The 16,832-nt window shown below is 61.3% G+C and carries 16 protein-coding genes; 12 read left to right on the top strand and 4 right to left on the bottom strand.

Going from position 1 to position 16,832, the window contains the following annotated elements:
- The first annotated feature begins 1 nt into the window (after position 1).
- The 6 genes from BJY26_RS08960 to BJY26_RS08935 all read left to right on the top strand — a co-directional run bounded on the left by BJY26_RS08960 (position 2) and on the right by BJY26_RS08935 (position 3,959).
- Complete coding sequence (locus BJY26_RS08960; protein WP_179427512.1) at positions 2-244, top strand: DUF2249 domain-containing protein; 243 nt, start codon at positions 2-4, stop codon at positions 242-244.
- Entirely contained in the window at positions 235-567 is a 333-nt protein-coding gene (locus tag BJY26_RS08955; protein WP_179427510.1) for a metal-sulfur cluster assembly factor, read from the top strand. Before BJY26_RS08960 ends, BJY26_RS08955 begins: the two co-directional genes overlap by 10 nt.
- Positions 564-1,712: a hypothetical protein gene (locus BJY26_RS08950; protein ID WP_179427508.1), complete on the top strand. Its 1,149-nt coding sequence runs from the start codon at positions 564-566 to the stop codon at positions 1,710-1,712. The genes BJY26_RS08955 and BJY26_RS08950 overlap by 4 nt, the downstream gene beginning before the upstream one ends.
- Positions 1,713-1,866: 154 nt before the next feature.
- Positions 1,867-2,412: a TetR/AcrR family transcriptional regulator gene (locus tag BJY26_RS08945; RefSeq protein WP_179427506.1), complete on the top strand. Its 546-nt coding sequence runs from the start codon at positions 1,867-1,869 to the stop codon at positions 2,410-2,412.
- A gap of 62 nt (positions 2,413-2,474) precedes the next feature.
- Positions 2,475-3,125 carry a VC0807 family protein gene (locus BJY26_RS08940; protein WP_280928325.1) on the top strand — a complete coding sequence of 217 codons (651 nt, stop codon included), beginning with the start codon at positions 2,475-2,477 and terminating at the stop codon, positions 3,123-3,125.
- Between the two features lie 357 nt (positions 3,126-3,482).
- Entirely contained in the window at positions 3,483-3,959 is a 477-nt protein-coding gene (locus BJY26_RS08935) for a PPOX class F420-dependent oxidoreductase (protein WP_179427502.1), read from the top strand.
- 77 nt (positions 3,960-4,036) lie between these two features.
- On the opposite strand, the gene BJY26_RS08930 is transcribed toward BJY26_RS08935, so the two are convergent.
- Both BJY26_RS08930 and BJY26_RS08925 read right to left on the bottom strand, forming a co-directional pair.
- A complete protein-coding gene (locus BJY26_RS08930) occupies positions 4,037-5,080 on the bottom strand; it encodes an IS110 family RNA-guided transposase (RefSeq protein ID WP_179425479.1) in 1,044 nt (347 codons plus the stop codon).
- 353 nt (positions 5,081-5,433) lie between these two features.
- Positions 5,434-6,045: a TetR/AcrR family transcriptional regulator gene (locus tag BJY26_RS08925; RefSeq protein WP_179427500.1), complete on the bottom strand. Its 612-nt coding sequence runs from the start codon at positions 6,043-6,045 to the stop codon at positions 5,434-5,436.
- 100 nt (positions 6,046-6,145) lie between these two features.
- On the opposite strand from BJY26_RS08925, the gene BJY26_RS08920 reads away from it, so the two are divergent.
- Complete coding sequence (locus BJY26_RS08920; protein ID WP_179427498.1) at positions 6,146-6,892, top strand: SDR family NAD(P)-dependent oxidoreductase; 747 nt, start codon at positions 6,146-6,148, stop codon at positions 6,890-6,892.
- Positions 6,893-7,379: 487 nt separating this feature from the next.
- Here the strand turns inward: BJY26_RS08920 and BJY26_RS08915 are convergent, their stop codons facing one another.
- A complete protein-coding gene (locus BJY26_RS08915) occupies positions 7,380-8,468 on the bottom strand; it encodes a CHAT domain-containing protein (RefSeq protein WP_179427496.1) in 1,089 nt (362 codons plus the stop codon).
- 1,370 nt (positions 8,469-9,838) lie between these two features.
- Between BJY26_RS08915 and BJY26_RS08910 the strand changes: the two genes are divergently transcribed.
- Positions 9,839-10,894, top strand: a complete 1,056-nt coding sequence (locus tag BJY26_RS08910) for a Gfo/Idh/MocA family oxidoreductase (RefSeq protein WP_179427494.1) — start codon at positions 9,839-9,841, stop codon at positions 10,892-10,894.
- Between the two features lie 56 nt (positions 10,895-10,950).
- Entirely contained in the window at positions 10,951-12,066 is a 1,116-nt protein-coding gene (locus BJY26_RS08905) for an NAD(P)/FAD-dependent oxidoreductase (RefSeq protein ID WP_179427492.1), read from the top strand.
- 72 nt (positions 12,067-12,138) lie between these two features.
- On the opposite strand, the gene BJY26_RS08900 is transcribed toward BJY26_RS08905, so the two are convergent.
- Positions 12,139-13,191: a LacI family DNA-binding transcriptional regulator gene (locus BJY26_RS08900; RefSeq protein WP_179427490.1), complete on the bottom strand. Its 1,053-nt coding sequence runs from the start codon at positions 13,189-13,191 to the stop codon at positions 12,139-12,141.
- A 424-nt stretch (positions 13,192-13,615) separates the two neighbouring features.
- Here BJY26_RS08900 and BJY26_RS08895 point away from each other — a divergent pair, with 424 nt between their 5' ends.
- The 3 genes from BJY26_RS08895 to BJY26_RS08885 all read left to right on the top strand — a co-directional run bounded on the left by BJY26_RS08895 (position 13,616) and on the right by BJY26_RS08885 (position 16,803).
- Entirely contained in the window at positions 13,616-14,938 is a 1,323-nt protein-coding gene (locus tag BJY26_RS08895; protein WP_179427487.1) for an ABC transporter substrate-binding protein, read from the top strand.
- A gap of 93 nt (positions 14,939-15,031) precedes the next feature.
- Positions 15,032-15,898: a carbohydrate ABC transporter permease gene (locus BJY26_RS08890; protein ID WP_237249175.1), complete on the top strand. Its 867-nt coding sequence runs from the start codon at positions 15,032-15,034 to the stop codon at positions 15,896-15,898.
- Positions 15,895-16,803, top strand: coding sequence for a carbohydrate ABC transporter permease (locus BJY26_RS08885; RefSeq protein ID WP_179427483.1), 909 nt, complete (start codon positions 15,895-15,897; stop codon positions 16,801-16,803). The genes BJY26_RS08890 and BJY26_RS08885 overlap by 4 nt, the downstream gene beginning before the upstream one ends.
- Positions 16,804-16,832: the final 29 nt, after the last annotated feature.

The raw sequence follows: 16,832 nt of genomic DNA, 5'->3' as shown, positions 1-16,832 counted from the left end.
TATGCCGGCAGCAGACTTGCAGCTCGATGTCCGTTCAGAGGTTCCGGCCAGGCGCCATCAACTGATTTTTGAGACGTATCAGGGCCTCGGCGACGGTGAGGCGTTTGTGCTGATCAATGATCACGATCCGAAGCCGCTCTACTACCAGTTCGAAGCCGAGCACACCGGCGAGTTCACCTGGGACTACCTCGAAGAGGGTCCGGAAGCCTGGCGCGTGCGTATCGGACGCATCGTATGTCCGTAACCGAATGGCTACACGGAGACGCCGACGTCTGGATGATCCAGGATCTTCTCCGCGGGGTGATCGACCCCGAAGTGGGAGTCGACATCGTGAATTTGGGGCTGATATACGGCTTGTCCGTGTCGCCGGACGGCGCGGCGACGATTCGCATGACGCTCACGACGCCGGGCTGCCCGTTGAGCGGCTATATGGACGACGCCGTCCACGACGTCTTGTGGGGCGCGCCGGGTATCAACTCGGTCGACTTGCAGATCGTGTGGGACCCACCGTGGGATACCTCCATGATGAGCGTTCAGGCTAAACGCGAGCTCGGCTGGATCCGGTGACGGGGCAGTCCATTGGTCTGACGACTGCCCGTCGGCGGCGCGGCGGCTGGGTTGCTCCGTTGATGATCGGAGCCGTGGTCATCCTCTTGGCCGCGTTGTGGTCGGGGCTCGTGCATTTGGGGCTGCCGCTTCCGAGCGGCGGAGTCAGCCTGCACAAGGGGCACGGGCCGATGATGATCCTCGGTTTCCTCGGCACGGTCATCGCACTGGAGCGCGCCGTGGCGCTTGGTGCCCGATGGGCGTACATCGGACCTGCCGCGGCGGCGCTCGGCGGACTCGGTGTCTTGTTCGCAGTGCCGGACGGCGTCCCGCAAATGCTCGTCACCGTCGGCGGGCTGGCACTGGTCGGAGTGTTCGTCGCAGTCGATCGGATTCAGCGGTCGCTGCACAATTTCGTACTGGCCTCCGGTGCCGTGTGTTGGGTAGTGGCCGGCTGTCTGTGGCTCAGCGGATGGGAAGTCTACGAGTTCCTGCCGTGGATGGCCGGATTCCTGGTTCTCACGATCACGGGTGAACGCCTCGAATTGTCCAGGCTGACGGGCACGTCGACGACCGGCAGGCGGCTGTTCATGGTCGCGGCGGCAGTTTTTGCGGCGGGGCTTGTCGTCTCGACGGTGACCGAAGACGCCGGAGTACGCTTGGCCGGCATCGGTCTCCTGTGCCTGGCGCTCTGGCTGGGCCGCTACGACATCGCGCGGCGGACCGTGCGCACCAAGGGACTCACCCGATACATGGCCGCGGCACTGTTAACCGGCTACGCATGGATGGCCGTGGCCGGAATTTTGTGGATCGTCTTCGGACGCCTGACGGCTGCCGTTTCCCACCAAGCGTCCTACGACGCCATGCTGCACGCGTTGTTCTTGGGTTTTGTGATCTCGATGATTTTTGCGCATGCGCCGATCATCATCCCCTCCGTGCTGGGTCGGCCCCTTCCGTATCACCCGGTACTTTACGTGCCGTTGGCCCTTCTCCATCTTTCCTTGTTGCTGCGGCTGATCCTCGGCGACGCCGTCGACAACACGGTGGCGTGGCAGTGGGGCGGCATCCTCAACGAAGTGGCGCTGCTGCTGTTCATGGTCATCGTGGTGTACCGATTGTTCTTGCACAAGCCGACTCGGCGGCGCACGCGATCCGCCGCGGCCTGAGGGTCGGCCGCCGAGCCGCGAGCAACGGCGACTTCAACACGGCGAGATCGCACAAAGTGGGTTGCGTTATTTTACTTAACCAAGTAATTTTTTACTTGTGCGAGTAACGAATGCGGATAAATCTGCCGCGGCAAGTGCTCGGCGCGCGCAGATCGTGGCTGCCACTATCACCGTGATCGCTGAAGAGGGGTACGGCCGGGCGTCGTTCGCGCGGATCGCAAAGCGTGCGGGCCTGTCCAGCACCCGGCTGATCTCGTACCATTTCGCCGGCAAGGACGAGTTGATCACTGCCGCGGCAAATGACGTGATGAGTACGATCGGGACCTTCATGGCCGAGCAGATGCGCGACCGGCACGCCGCTCCGGCGCGTTTACATGCCTATATCGAGGGAATAGTGGGCTTTATCGACTCCCATCGGACACAGATGAAGGCGCTGATGGCCATCTTGCTCGGGGGAGGTCTGAATTACGACGCCGATACCGACCGCAAGGTGATTTCCCCGGTCGAGCAGATCTTGCGCGACGGGCAGGCGGCCGGCGAGTTCGGCGAGTTCGACCCGGTCATCATGGCCGCCGTCGTGCAACGGGCGGTGGATGGGCTGCCGTTCCTGCTGGACTCGGAGCCGGACCTGGACTGCGCCCACTACGCCCGCGAGCTCGTAGCACTGTTCGACGCCGGCACTACCCGGACTCTGCCGTGAACCAGTCGACGACACAGGAGCAGGATCGCCGCACCGGTCGCGCATTGCTCGCGGCGGCACGAATGGTATTCGACTTGGTAGTTCCACTCACACTGTTCTACGTGCTGCGCGGCGCCGGAGCGAGCATCTACCTCGCACTGCTTGCGGGTACACTCGCCTCCGGGATCACCGCGGTCGTCATAGTGGCGACGCAACACCGGCTGGACGGTATCGCGGTATTCGTGATGAGCACGATGCTGTTGAGCGTCGGGGTGTCGCTGCTGACCGGCAGCGCCCGGTTCCTACTGGCCAAAGAAGGCTGGCTGACCGCCGTCACGGGGATCTGGTTCCTCGGCTCTCTCGGGGCGCGACGGCCGCTGGCCTATCAGTTCTCTCGCCCACTACTCGAAGGGCGGCTCGGCTGGCCGGCCAATTGGGACGCCACCTGGGACCGCGCGCCGCGCTTTCGGCGAATGTGGCAAATCTCCACGGCACTCTGGGGACTCGGCACACTACTCGATTCCGCCGCCCGGGTGATCATGGCGTATACCCTTCCCGTCGACGTCGTCCCCGCCCTGAGTACTGCAATGTACGCGATCACCTCGGCCGTCCTCATCGTCGTGACAAACGTCTACTATCGCGCCGCCGGTGCGCAGAACCCAACATCGGCGCTTTACCGTCCCAACCCCGCCCCGCTCACGCGAACGGGCGAAATAGGAGGTCTCGGTGTCTGAGCGGCCCCGTGCAATGCTGCCGGTCGTGGTCCTGATCGTGCTCTCTTGCCGTCGCCGTCGTCGTACTCGCGGTTTTGTGGCGTTCGTCGTTGCGCACGGGATGGAGTCGGCACCACAGTGTCGCAGTCGCCGGCAGTGCCCTGTTGGCACACACCGTTGTCGGCGCCTCCCTTTTCGCACTGACCAACCCGGCCGAGCTCATCACCCTTGCGGTGTTCGCTCTGCTCGAGGCGGTCTTGATCATCGCCCTCAACCACCGCCCGATCGATTCGCGGCCGGCATCGTCCGACCGGCGAGGGGCGCACCCGCCGTCTGCCGACCCAACCTCCGACGACACGCCAGAAAGGAGCACGAACGGTGCGCATCGGTCAGATAGTCCGCAGGACGCTCACGCGGAGCTTGGCCGGCCTGCAGTTTCGAACTGATCCGCACAAGGATCGCTTCTTCGCACTTCGAACTTTCCGACGTGACGGGTCCGCCAAGTCGACGCCGATCTGGTTCGCGCCGGCGAACGGGCGATGGTACGCCGTGACACCCGGCCGGTCGTGGAAAGTCAGACGCATTCGCCACAACGACCGCGTCGGAGTTGCAGCAGCCACGTTCCACGGCGAACCGCTCGGACGATGGCACTCAGGGCGCGCACGCGTCCTGCCCAGAGCGGAACTATGCACGGCCGCGCGCGCCATGACGGCCAAGTACGGCAATCAATTTCACCTGTTCCGTCTGATGCTCCTCATCGGCGCGTCCCGTCAATACGGTGGCCCGGCCGTCGGCCTGGAGATCACCCTCGACGAGGGGCCCCGAGCGGCCGGCGGGCGCGAATACGGCGCTTGAGTAGCCCGGCACCGCTGACCCTTCCGCCGAGTGGTGGCGAATGGCTTTACCGCCGCGTCGACACTTCTATGGTTGTGTCAAGCGGTGATGTGTTCGAGGTTTCGGTAGATTTCTCGGGCTATGTAGCGTTTGAGGCTTCGGTGGATGTCGCGGTTGCTGGCGTCGTGGGTGGTGCGTTTGTCGCGGTATGCCTGGGTGGCGGGGTCGTGGGCGAGTCGGGTCATGGCGATGCGGTGGAGTGCTGAGTTGAGTTGCCGGTCGCCGTAGCGTGATAGCCGGTGTCGGGTGGTGTTGCCGGAGGATGCTGGTAATGGGGCGGTGCCGGCGAGTTTGGCGAATGCGGCTTCGGTGCGGATGCGGCCGTGGTGGGAGTAGGCGTTGAGGATTTTCGCGCCGTTGATGGGGCCGACGCCGTTGATGTCGAGGAGGGCTGGCGTGGTGTCGGTGATGATGGTGGCCAGGCGTTCTCGGTTGGCGGCGAGTTCGGCGGTGAGGTGGTGGATTTCTTTGGCTATGCGGCGGGCTTCGTCGCGGCAGGTGGTGGTGTCGAGGTCGTCGGTGGTTCGGGTTCGCCAGGCGGCGATGGTGGTGATTTGAGCGTTGGTGATGCCGGTGCGGGCGTCGATGCCGAGGTTGGTGTCGCGGCATAGCGCGGTGAGTGAGTTTTTCAGCCGGGTGCGGTGGGCGTCGAGGCGTAGGCGGGCGGCGAGGAGCACTGCCAGGGCGTGGCGGGCGCCTGGCGCGCGGGGTGTGATGAGCTGGTCGGTGTCGGTGCCCAGAATCCCGCGGGCAGCGGTGCGGGCGTCGATGTTGTCGGTCTTACCGGTACCGACTCGGCTGGTTTTGGCTGGTGGGCGCACTTCGGTCACTTGCAGGCCGGCGTCGGCCAGCAGGAGGGCCAGTTGGCGCCCGTAGGAGCCGGTTCCCTCGCAGGCGATCAACACGGTGCCGGTGACTTGGCTGATCCAGGTCAGGGCTCGGGCTAGTCCGGCCGGGTGGGTCGGGAACGTTTTCGTTTTCTCAATGCCGCCGGTGCGGGCGTTGACGAGGGCATAGGTGTGCGTGCGGGCGTGGGTGTCCACGCCGATGACATGATCGTAGGTGTCTGCGACGATAGTCATGATGGTTACGTCTCCTTCACGGTTCGTGACTGTCACGGTGCCGGTCTGGAAATAGTGTGTGGAGGCATCTCCTTTAAGGGCCACACCCCCACATACGGGGTGGGCATACTTCTATCAAGCCTTCGACACGGTCAGGCCGGCACCGGCCTCTTATCGTGGTCAAGTCGACGCAAAGACACCTCAACAGAGGGGCCGAGTGGTGGAGAGACACGCCACAAGAGACCAGTTACCAGCCTGCCAGCTAACAACCAGGCCAGCCACACACCAGTAAAGGAGTGGTGGCGAATGGTGGCAAAATCGGCGATTTTGCCACCATTCGCCACCACTCGACGGGCCGGACTGGGTAGGAATGGTTAGTCCGCGGAATGGTCCGGCAGGAGCTGAGTCGCAAGTGATCGTGCGGTAGCGGTGAGAGTAGCGGTGTCCATTCCGGTTCGGCCCATGAAGACGATCCCTTGTTGCGCGGCCAGGAGTGCACGCGCGAGGAGGACCGGATCCGCATCGGCAGGGACGTCGCCTTCGCGTTGGGCCCGATCGACGCAGTTACTGATTAGTGCAGTGGACGTCTCGTACGCGCGACGGGCGTGGGCGAGAACGTCCGCATCGGAATTGCCGAGCTCACAGGTGCTGTTGGCCAGCAGGCAACCGCGTCGCACACCGCTGTCAGCCGGGCGGCGGGCGTGATCGCCGATCGGTGCCTCAAGGAGCATGCGCAGCGCGTCAATGGCCCGGCGTGCTTCGGTGAGCGCCCGACGAAGGAAGTCGTGGCTGGTGTCGGTGTAGTCCTGCAGGGCTCGGAGGAAGAGTTGGTGCTTGTCGCCATAGGCCGCATAGAGACTGCCCTTGCCCAGCCCGCTCACGCGCATCAGGTCCTCGACCGAGGTCGCGGCGTAGCCCGCGTCCCAGAACTGGTCCCGGACGGCGCTGACCACCGACTCCTCGTCGAACGCTCGCGGACGTGCCATGCACCCAGACTAGCGGTTCTTGACTGTTCAGTCCAGAATTTCTATTCTGGACCGAACGGTCAAGAACTCTCTTGACGCCGAACCTAGTGATGGGATGCACATGAGCAAGCTGGACAACAAGGTGGCGATCGTAACTGGCGGGTCCCGGGGCGTGGGGGCAGCGACTGCACTGGCACTGGCCGAGGAAGGCGCCAATGTCGCAATCAGCTACTCCTCCTCCACCGACCGAGCCGAGGCCATAGTCGCCGAGATGGAGGCGAAGGGGGTGCGCGCGGCGGCCTTCCGCGCCGACCAGGCGGACGCTAGGCAGGCTGTCGGTCTGATCAACAGCGTCGCACAGCGCTTCGGCAGGCTGGACGTCCTCGTCAACAACGCGGGTATCAGCGTCCGCGGACCGATCGACTCGGAGTCGGACGACGCTTCCGCCGTCGACCGCCAGCTGGCCGTGAACTACACCAGCGTGGTCGCCGCGATCCGGGCCGCATTCCCGCTCATGCCCGAAGGGGGTCGGATCGTCAGCATCACCTCGGGCGTGGCGACGCGGGTTGGCTTCCCGGGACTGACCGACTACGCCGGCACCAAGGCGGCCCTTGAGGGCTATAGTCGTGGCGCGGCGCGCGACCTGGCCCATCGGGGCATCACGGTCAACGTCATCGAGCCAGGGTTCATCGACACCGAGATGAACCCTGCAGACGGTCCGGCCGCGCAGGTTTTCCTGCCCACAACAGCGATGGGACGTTACGGCAGACCGGAGGAGATCGCCGCAGGCGTGGCCTTCCTCGTTAGCCCACAGGCCTCGTACGTCACCGGCGCAGTACTAAGGATCGACGGCGGCTACGCCGCGTAGAACGAGTGGGGACGTCGCCGGCGCGTGTCCCAAGGTATCGGCGTGATGGCGCGCGTCGCGATAATCACCGAATTGCAACTCGACGCTGGTCCCACCAATGGACTGCACCCGACAGGGTCCAAACATCCGTGCGCGGTCCCAGCCGGCAACCCTCGGTCGACGCGCGCATGGCCCTGCCCGGTGTCCACGATGGCGACGACGTGGAAGTCGTCCCGCTGCGTGCCGCCGTCGGCGTGTACCTGTGAGGCCTCAAGACAGTTACGAAAGGGCCCCTGGAGGGATTCGAACCCCCAACCTTCTGTTCTGGATCAGGCATTTTGTGCCGTTCGTTTGCGGCTTGCGTTAGCCCCCTACTTCCTTGCAACGGCGCGCATGGAGTGGTTTGCTGCTTTACAACGTTTTGCTCCAGATGCGGCCGGCTTTTCAATTTAAGTACGGGGTAAATACGGGGTCGACGTTAAGTACGCCATCGCGCTGGCCTCTAGGTTCATTCAGAAGGATTGACCAGCACGAGGGAGTGCCCGTCCACACCCTCCCGTGTGCGGATTTCAGGTAGATCGAAGTCTTCAAGCATCGCCATCTGCATTTGCGTCTTCGCTTGTTCGACCGCCGAGGCGACTGATTGTGCGGAGGCGATGGCGGCATAGAACTGAGTGGCGAAGTTCATGGCAGCAAGGTCGCTAATCGATTCCGACATTCCAATGATGGTCGGCACGGTCCTCAAGAGGTCACCGGCCCCTTCAAGACTTTCACAGGCGTTCAAGACAACTAAGCGTGGCGGCTCGTCAGTCGCCCCCAGGACACGCGCCAAAAGCGCAAACTCCATCCCGTTACCGTCCCGGGATCCTTCGTCGTCCTCCAGCAGGACGCCCAGCTCAGACGCATGACCCGAGAAATGGACAACATGCGGGCGATGATCGTTCAGGCCGTCCATCAGGTCCTGGCCCGTAGCAGCGGGCAGATGCTCGACGGTCACCAGATCCCGAAACTTCGACTTCTTTAGCGCCTGGTTGACCTTACGGACTTCCTGGTCAACCCGAAGCCAGACGCCGTTCGTCTCAACCGTCCCATCCGGGTGCTCTACAGTGGTCTCGGTGGCGTGTGGATTTGCCGTGAGATAGAGCACCCGCAATGGTTCGGGGTCCGGTGGTTGCACCTCCACGAAGCGCACGCGCGCGGGAGGATGACTCAACCTGGCGATCTCCTGCGCATGGCTCTTCTCCTTCCGCCGGCGACGATCGTCCTCGTGGTCCTTCGTTCTCTGCTCGCTCCGTTCAGCCGCGGCCAGCGAGGTCCGCTTAGCATTGACCGACTTCTCTTTCGCAGCGATTTTGACGCTGATGTCGCCAACCTTCTTCATCCCCGTGGATGCTTCCTTGTCTTTCCTTTCCGCCGTCGCCATTGCGGAACGTTTAGTCGAATCACTTTTCGTCTTATGTGCTCGGTCACGCTCATGGCGAGCCTTCGCTGCCGCGTCGTCGGCTTTCTTTTGCTGCCTCGCCAGTTCCTTCCTCAGGGCTGCGATCGAGCCATCCAGTCGTCCTATCTCTGATTTAATCTGGTCACTGCGAGTCATGGCGTGCCTCCTCAACTTCATACCCACGTCAGTCGTGGCGGTCGTGGATACAGTACCGGTCAGCACTGACGTAAGCGGATCAAATAGCCTGAGTTGGTCACAGCCTTGCCTAAGCACGACTCGAACCCACACTGAACAGATATGGTTTAAGCATTTTTCGATAGCCGTAAGCTGTGTGCATGAACCGTCAATTCTCCCCGAATTACGCGGATGGGGCGGGGTCAGCGCGTTGCATCGGTTTGCGCCAAATACGGGCCATTTTTCAACCAAAGTACGGGGTAAATACGGGGTGCGCCGCGGCGCTCTGCATTCGAGTCGCATCGGCGAGTATAGGTAGATATAAGTTTGGACGCGCATCCGCGCAGCTTCGGCCCGAGCGAAGTGTCGACTCACCTGAATTATTTCAATACAGCCGCGCATCGCCCGCCACTCGCGAAAAACGGAATGCCCCGTTATCTTTTTCGTGGTCCTTGATTGAGCGATGATTGAGGACAGGTAGCCAACCGGTCCCGGCATGATTGTTACCCCCAGTCGTTCATGATCCGGGGGTGTAGTCACCGGGACTGGTCTGGCGGTGGCGGATCGCTAATAGAAGCACGCCCAACATTCGGGGTCTACATAACGTGGATGTGAACGACGCGCCGGATTCGCGCATCGAGGACCTGATCCGGACAGAGTAAAAGTCAGATACGGGCTAGGGGATCACGCAAGCTAAAGCGTCGATGTGCTGACCAGCTCGAAACGCACCGCAACGTCACATCCCTCGCTGCGAGGTCGCAGCCGGCAACGTTTAAGTTGGGCATTGGGCAGCAAACATGTGGGAGTACCCCCTGCAAAGGCTCGATGATTCTGCCTCCCCGGGCGCAGTCATTCCCGACTGACGGCAGGGTGTTCAAGTGGCGCTCAAGCCCGTATTTACTCCGCATTTTCGTTGAAAAAACGCATCTATCCGGGCATGCGGATGAAAGCTGCCGTGACCGCTCTACAACCCGCGGGTTGCAGGGAAGTAACGCGTTCGTGCAAAGTCTCGACAGCTGCTGAAAATCGGGCTGCCTTTAACAATGGGTTCCGGGTCCAAGTCCCGCGGCCAGAGAGCCGATTCCGACCGGCGGCTTGAGCATCGTCGAGGTCGCGAACAACCCGAATACCGGCAAATTCGGTTTCCAGCGGACACCGCCGACCATTTCCAACAAAGCCATCCTCGGCTCCAAGCACCATCATTCCGCAGGCTTCACCTTGCAATCCCACATACTGAGCTGGCATCCGAAGAGGCTGGTATGTCGCCCTTGGGCATCGTGATTCGGTGACTTAGAATGAGATCGATCCCAGTAGAAAAAGTCAGCAAATTTCGGCGCAGAATGGAAAATAACATGTCCTCAGAAGACAATCGGCGTATCCGGACTGCAGTGATCGGGTTTGGAACGTCCGGGCACTACTTTCATGCACCGTTCATCGAGCGAAGCCCGGAATTCGAGCTGGCCGCGGTCGTAACCTCGAGTACTGATCGCAGTGCCCAAGTACGCAATGAGTACCCCAACACCGAAATCATCGCCGGCGCCGACGAACTCTTTGCACGTGCGCGTGAATTCGATTTGGTTATTGTGGGGAGTCCGCCCGAGACCCACGCGACGTTGGCTACCGAGACTCTGGCGTCCGGACTCGACGTCATTGTCGATAAGCCGTTCACCACCACATCCGACGAGGGCCGCGATTTGATCGCCGCCGCCCGAGACGCCGGCCGACGGTTGACGGTCTTTCAAAACCGCCGTCGCGACGGCGACTTTCTCACACTCAAGTCGCTTCTTCAGAGCGGACGGTTGACCGGTGTTAGCCGTTTCGAGTCGCGTTTCGAGGTCTATAATCCGGCCCCGAGACACTCCTGGAAGACCGCGACCCGGATGACGAACGGCGGTGGCGTCCTTTTCGATATCGGCTCCCATCTAATAGACCAGGCGATCGAACTTTTCGGACCCCTCGAAGTCTCTGCCGCCCCCTATATCGAACTGGCCTCGCGGCGCAAGGGGGCAGTGGCGCCGGACGACGCGTTCGTCGCGTTACGCCACGCTACCGGCACGATCTCGCACTTGTGGATGAATACGCTCGCAGCGCAGGTGGGGCCGCGTTATCGAGTTCTGACGCCGACCAGTGGATATACTTCGTGGGGCTTGGATCCGCAGGAGGCGCAGCTTAAGTCGGGAAAGCGACCCGGCGATGTGGGCTTCGCAGAAATCGCTCCGCAGAACTACGGAGTCCTCGGCACCGACGCCGTCTCGGAGCCCGTTCCGACTCTGGCCGGCGACTATGCAGGCTATTACGAGGCAGTTGCCGACTGGATCCTTCGCGACGGACCCGCGCCAGTCGACCCGGAGGACGCTGTCGCAGTCATCGCGCTCATCGAACGCCTGCACACCGTTGCTGTCCCGTAACACCACGCCATAGTGCCGTAACACTTCTGGCACCGCTCCCCCGAAAGGATCAGATCATGAGAATTCCTGAGCACGTCGTCGTCGTCGGCGGTGGTATCTTCGGAGCTTCTTCCGCTACTGAACTCGCACGTCGCGGTATAACCACCACATGGGTCACGAAGGGCCGTCTGGCCGATGGCGCGTCCGGCCGGTCCCTGGCGTGGCTCAACTCCGCAGGATTCCGTACCGAGGCCTACCATCGTATCCGAGTCGAGGGAATCTCTCGTTGGCGTGACTTTGCCAACCGAATCCCGGGCTCGGAGTCTTTTCTTCGCTTCGACGGGGGCCTTACTTGGGCCAAGCCTGGTTTGTCCCACAAGGAACGCTTTCGGCACGAGCGGGCGTTGGACTACCCTTCGGCGTGGGTGCCCCGCGATGCGATCTCCGAGGTCGCTCCGGCTGTCGACCCCGCTGCTGTTGCGTCCGAGGGCGCCATCTTCAATGCCAACGACGGCTGGGTGGACCTACCGAGCGTCATCTCTGTCCTCCGCCGCGAGTTCGAGATCTTTGGCGGCACTGTCATCGAAGACGCCGGACGCTGTGTGCCTGTGGTCGAAAACGGCAGAGCGACCGCCGTGCGTACCGGAGCCGGAGGCGTGCTGCCTGCCGACGCTGTAGTTGTCGCTGCCGGTCCCCAATCTCCAGGAGTTCTGCGCGATATCGACGTAACAATCAGCGACGATTCTCCCGCCGCGTTCGTGGCCTTCACTCAACCTCTCGATCACGGACTGAGCACCGTGCTGAACACCCCGCTGGTGGCGATTCGCCCGACAGTAGACGGCGGCCTTGCCATGGATTCGGGGTGGTCTGAGCGCTCCATCACTGTCGATGACGGTGGCACCACGCACGTCGCGGACCAGGTAATTGAACGACTACTAGCCGAAGCCACCAAGGTTCTTGCCGCACATCCCTCGCTCGAGCTCGACCACATCGGCATGGGTGAAAAACCGATCCCGGGCGACGGTGAGCCGTGCATTGGGGCAATAGACTCCGTAAGCGGCCTCTACGTCGCCTTCAGCCACTCCGGTGCGACACAGGGACTCCTGATGGGCGCACTCATCGCGGCGGAAGTCATTGATGGCAGCATTGACCCGCTCACAGAGCCGTTCCGCCCAGGCCGACTAACTGCCTGAATCCGGAGCAAGTCATCAGATCTCGCCGCTACTGCAGCGTCGAACAGCTTCTACGCGGATCCAGCTTAGTGATTAACCTGGCGGCCGAGCAATGGAGCCGCGTGGAATCCACCGATAGTCCATGACGAAGTTCTCAGGGGTAACTCCGCCGGAGAGTCGGGCGAGCAGTCGTTTCGCCGCCAACTCTCCGACTTCCTGGGAGGGCTGGGCGACTACCGATAATCCCGGGCGTACTACGCTCGCCCATTCCGGGTCGTCGATGGCGACGACCGAGACGTCCTCGGGCACGGAGAGGCCAGCCTGTTGAACACCCATTAAGGTTCCCAGAGCATGCTGTTCGTCTGTGGCAAACAACGCGGTCGGACGATTTCGATGGGACAGGAGCTGTGCGACGTCCGCGGCGACTTCGTCGAACTCGCGCGAGTTCCGAAGCACGTTGGGCGGGTATACGTCGATGCCGACGGAATTGAGCGCATCGACGTAGCCGCGGATGCGCTCGGTGCCCGGGGTAATGACCTCAGACCCCTCGGGCTGATGTAAGTGGGCGCTGCTACCGGTGATGATCGCGATGTTGCGGTGCCCGGCTACAGTCAAGTGCGAGACTGCCTCGAACGCGGCATGAACGGAGTCGAACACAATGCTGTCGACTGTCGTATCGGCGATCCTGCGGTCGATAGTCACAATCGGCACGTGGACGCTCTGTGCCGTGAAAAGGGACGCACTGGCGCCGTTCTGCGCAGGAGCGACCACCAGCCCGTCGACACGCCCCTGCTGCAGAACCTTGAATGCTTCGGATTCGACCTCGGCGTCGTCGTCGGTGTTGGCGATGATGACTTGGTAGCCTGCCGCGTGTGCGACGTCGCTGACCCCTCGTGCAACCGCTGAGAAGAATCGCTCTCCCACGTCGGCGACGACCAGTCCCAATGCTTCGGAACGTCCGGTGCGGGTGGATCGTGCGATCTGGTTCACTCGGTAGTCTAGGCGCTGAGCGGCATCGAGCACTTTCTCGCGAGCCTTGGCCGAGACCTGTCCGTACCCGCCGAGAGCACGCGAGACAGTGGAACGGGAGACGCCAGCCTCCGTGGCAACGTCATCAATGGTCGGCGCCGCCTGGGTCTCGCTCATGCTCACGTCTCTCTCCTCGCAATCGTGCGCCGTCGGTACCGGGCGCTGATAACTATGGCGCTGCGACGCCAATAGATGCAGGGCCAAGCCATGCATTGCTCCAGCAAAGCGGTCTCCTAGGATTTTCGGCGCACACACCGGAAATCGAGGGTTCCACAATTGAGTCTACGGCCGCGGCCCGGTGGATCCCGAAAGCCCACCCGCATGAAACTAAGCCACCAGCCCACCATGTGAGATCGATCTCAGAAACCTCTTGACACTCGAAGTTCACCGTCTGTAGATTCAATGACTGGGATCGATCTCAGTCACAACGGAAAGCGCGATGTTGCTCCGGCACGGACCGGGACAGGCCACCACAGTTCACGGATTCTCTCTTTAGGAGAAGTATATGCACATGCCACGCCCGACAAGGTCGGCTCTCGTCGTGACGGTCGCAGCATCCTTGCTCGCTCTTGGCGCATGCTCCACTCCCCCTGGCCCGGAAGCCGCCAAAGCCTCAGCCGCCGATTTCCAGCTCCCTGACGGCCCTAAGAAGGGCGAGCTGTCGATCATCACCAAGTACGGCAACGCGAAGTACTCTCCTTATTTCAACGGGATTGTGAAGGCCTACGAGAAGGCAAACCCCGGTGTCGACGTGACGATACAAAACGCAGGCGATCAGGCCTACAAGGACAAGGTCAAGGTCCTCGCTGCCGGAAAAAAGCTTCCGGACATCTACTTCTCCTGGCCCGGTGCTTTCGCCGAGCAATTTATCGACGCCGGTTATGCCGCTGACCTGTCGTCAGTGTTGAAGGGCACCAAGTGGGGTAAGTCTTTCGCACCGGCTGCCTTACGAGCCACTAAGCATGACGGCAAGATCTACGGCGTTCCGATCACGCTGGATGCCAAAGTCTGGATTTACAACAAGGAGGCCTTTCGCAAAGCCGGCCTCCAGCAGCCCAAGACTTTCCAAGACCTCATCGGTTCGTGCTCTGCCCTGCGCAAGGCCGGTTATCAGCCGGTGGCGTTCGGGAACCAGGACGGTTGGCCGGCCATCCAGTACCTCACGCAGCTCAACCCGCAACGCGTGCCCTACCAAACACTGCAGAAGGATTACGCGGGTGGACAGGGTGCGGACTTCTCCGACCCCGGATATGTCAAGGCTCTTAAGGACTTCAAGAAAGTTAACCAGGGCTGCATGACTAAAGGGTCCAACGCAATTTCCGATCAGACTGCGACTGCGAACTTCCTCAATCAGAAGGCAGCAATGTATTACACGGAATCTCTAGCCTTCGGGCAATTCTCCGAAGCCGGCGGCGCACCAAAAGGCTTCGAGAAAAAGTGGGGCTTTTTCCGCAATCCCCCAATTCAAGGGGCCAACGGCAACCAGAAGATTCTCGCCGGTGCGCCGGACACTTTCATGGTCAACTCGCAGTCGAAAAACAAGGCGCTGGCAGTCGATTTCCTGAAGTTCATGACGAGCCGGAAAAACGGCACCAAGATGATCGAGGAGCTCGGCTGGCTCTCGCCGATTGACGGCAGCGCCGCGGCCGCAGACACCATTCCCCAGCAGCAAAAGCTGTCGAACCTGATCGACCATACCGACACCATGGCAGTCTGGCTCGACACCGCCGCCGACCCCGACATCGCGCAGGCCTACCTAGCCGGCGTCGAGGGCATGCTGAGCGGCAACCTCAGCGCCACGGGCGTCATGAAAAATGTCAAGAGCGCGGCCAAAGGAGACGGCGATGCATCCCCCGAGAACTAACTCACGCACTCACCAACCAGGCCATCCACAATCGTGCCGTTACGCTTTCACCGCCTGCGAGGTCAACCCATGAGGTCCTCCCGAAAAGCGAGAATGAAAAACCTGGCATGGCTCGCGCCCGGCTTGTTGCTGGTGGCGATCTTTGTCTACTACCCTATCGTGTCCAATTTCGTGATGTCCACGTACGATTGGGGGGCGTTTCACAGCCCTAAATTCGTCGGTCTGGGCAACTATTCCAGGGCTTTCCATGATCCGGTATTTTTGCGGGCACTGCTCAACAATGTGGCGTTCGCCGCCGTGTCGTTGTTGGTGCAGGTCTTCGGGGCGCTTGCCCTTGCCGCGTGCCTCGAAACCTTCGTGGGACGCAGGCTCTCCGGAGTGTTGCGAATCCTGTATTTCGTACCGGCCACTGTCTCCATCACGGTCGGTGGCATCCTGTTCACCTTCATGCTCGACCCGAATATCGGCGTGTTCAACTCGTTCCTGGATGTCATCGGACTTGGAGACCTACAAAGAGCCTGGCTGGGCGACGGAAACACAGCAATGGGCTCAATCATCGCGATGAGCCAATGGATGAACTTCGGCTACACCACTATGTTGTTCGTGGTTGCCATGCAAAAAGTCCCCCGCGAACTCTATGAGGCAGTGGAAATCGAGGGCGCCGGCCCCGTCCGCGCCTTCTTCACGATCACTTTGCCATTGGTACGCCAGATGACCACGCTGATGATGATCGTGACCATCTCCGGCGCCTTCCTCGTATTCAATGAAGTCCAAGTGATGACCGGAGGCGGGCCGAATAATACCACGCAAGTATTGGGCACTTGGCTGTACTACAACGCGTTCACTGCCGATCGCATGGGTTATGCAGCAACAATCGCGACAATCATCTTCATCATCACGTTCGGTGCCGGACTCTTCCAGATTCTGCGCGCCAACAAGAAAAAGGTGGAACTGGTATGAGCATCACAAAATCATTGCCAGCCAAGGCGGCCGAGAAGACGCCCGAATTTACGGGTCAGGATCGGCACAAACACCAGCTTTCCCCAGTGAGCAAGTACGTCATCCGTCCGGCGATCTGGATCATTCTCGCAGCCTTGGTCGTGGCAGTGCTGTACCCGCTGATCTGGATGATCTTATCCAGTTTCAAGACCTCCCGGCAGATCTTCGGCGATCCGTTCGCACTCCCCACGCAGTTCAACTTCGACGCGTACCGCTCCGCGATCGATCAGGGCGTGATCGGGTTCTTCGGCAACTCATTGATAGTTACTGTCACGTCCATCGTTCTAGTCGTGCTGATCAGTTCGTTCGCCGCCTATGCCCTGTGCAGGCTGCATATCCCGTTCTCGGGCCCCCTGCTCATGTTTATTCTTGGTGGGCTCATGCTCGCCCCGACTGTGGCGCTTGTCCCGCTATTCAACCTTATGGCAGCTATCGGCCTGTACGACACGCGCACCGCACTGGTCATCCTTTACGTAGCCTTCCGTATTCCGTTCACCACGTTCTTGATCCGCTCGTACATGGTCGACCTGCCCAACGACATCGAAGAAGCAGCCACCATCGATGGTGCCGGGGCCTGGCGGGCCTTTTGGCAGATCATCATGCCACTGTGTAAACCGATCATCGCCGCAGCTGCAGTACTCCAAGTTATCTTTGCCTGGAACGAATATGCCTTCGCGCTGGTTTTCATCGACTCGCCTTCGAAGCTGACCCTCCCAGTAGGGCTGGACCAGATGGAAGGCAAGCTCACTACCGACTGGCCGGCGCTCTTTGCGGCCCTGGTTATCGCTGCCCTTCCTGTGATCATCACGTTCGTCATCGGGCAGAAGCAGTTCGTCCGTGGCCTCACAGCCGGATCCAACAAATGACACTAGGCTCCACCGATTCCGGCTCCAGC

This window comes from Spelaeicoccus albus (assembly GCF_013409065.1).
GTDB lineage: Bacteria > Actinomycetota > Actinomycetes > Actinomycetales > Brevibacteriaceae > Spelaeicoccus > Spelaeicoccus albus.
Note: the sequence above shows the minus strand (reverse complement) of the source record. Positions and strands in the feature narration are given on the sequence as shown.

Coding starts and splice junctions, on each gene's coding strand:
- BJY26_RS08960 (WP_179427512.1), top strand. CDS start 2: ATGCCGGCAGCAGACTTGCAGCTCGATGTCCGTTCAGAGGTTCCGGCC.
- BJY26_RS08955 (WP_179427510.1), top strand. CDS start 235: ATGTCCGTAACCGAATGGCTACACGGAGACGCCGACGTCTGGATGATC.
- BJY26_RS08940 (WP_280928325.1), top strand. CDS start 2,475: ATGGTATTCGACTTGGTAGTTCCACTCACACTGTTCTACGTGCTGCGC.
- BJY26_RS08930 (WP_179425479.1), bottom strand. CDS start 5,080: ATGACTATCGTCGCAGACACCTACGATCATGTCATCGGCGTGGACACC.
- BJY26_RS08925 (WP_179427500.1), bottom strand. CDS start 6,045: ATGGCACGTCCGCGAGCGTTCGACGAGGAGTCGGTGGTCAGCGCCGTC.
- BJY26_RS08920 (WP_179427498.1), top strand. CDS start 6,146: ATGAGCAAGCTGGACAACAAGGTGGCGATCGTAACTGGCGGGTCCCGG.
- BJY26_RS08915 (WP_179427496.1), bottom strand. CDS start 8,468: ATGACTCGCAGTGACCAGATTAAATCAGAGATAGGACGACTGGATGGC.
- BJY26_RS08910 (WP_179427494.1), top strand. CDS start 9,839: ATGTCCTCAGAAGACAATCGGCGTATCCGGACTGCAGTGATCGGGTTT.
- BJY26_RS08905 (WP_179427492.1), top strand. CDS start 10,951: ATGAGAATTCCTGAGCACGTCGTCGTCGTCGGCGGTGGTATCTTCGGA.
- BJY26_RS08900 (WP_179427490.1), bottom strand. CDS start 13,191: ATGAGCGAGACCCAGGCGGCGCCGACCATTGATGACGTTGCCACGGAG.
- BJY26_RS08890 (WP_237249175.1), top strand. CDS start 15,032: ATGAAAAACCTGGCATGGCTCGCGCCCGGCTTGTTGCTGGTGGCGATC.
- BJY26_RS08885 (WP_179427483.1), top strand. CDS start 15,895: ATGAGCATCACAAAATCATTGCCAGCCAAGGCGGCCGAGAAGACGCCC.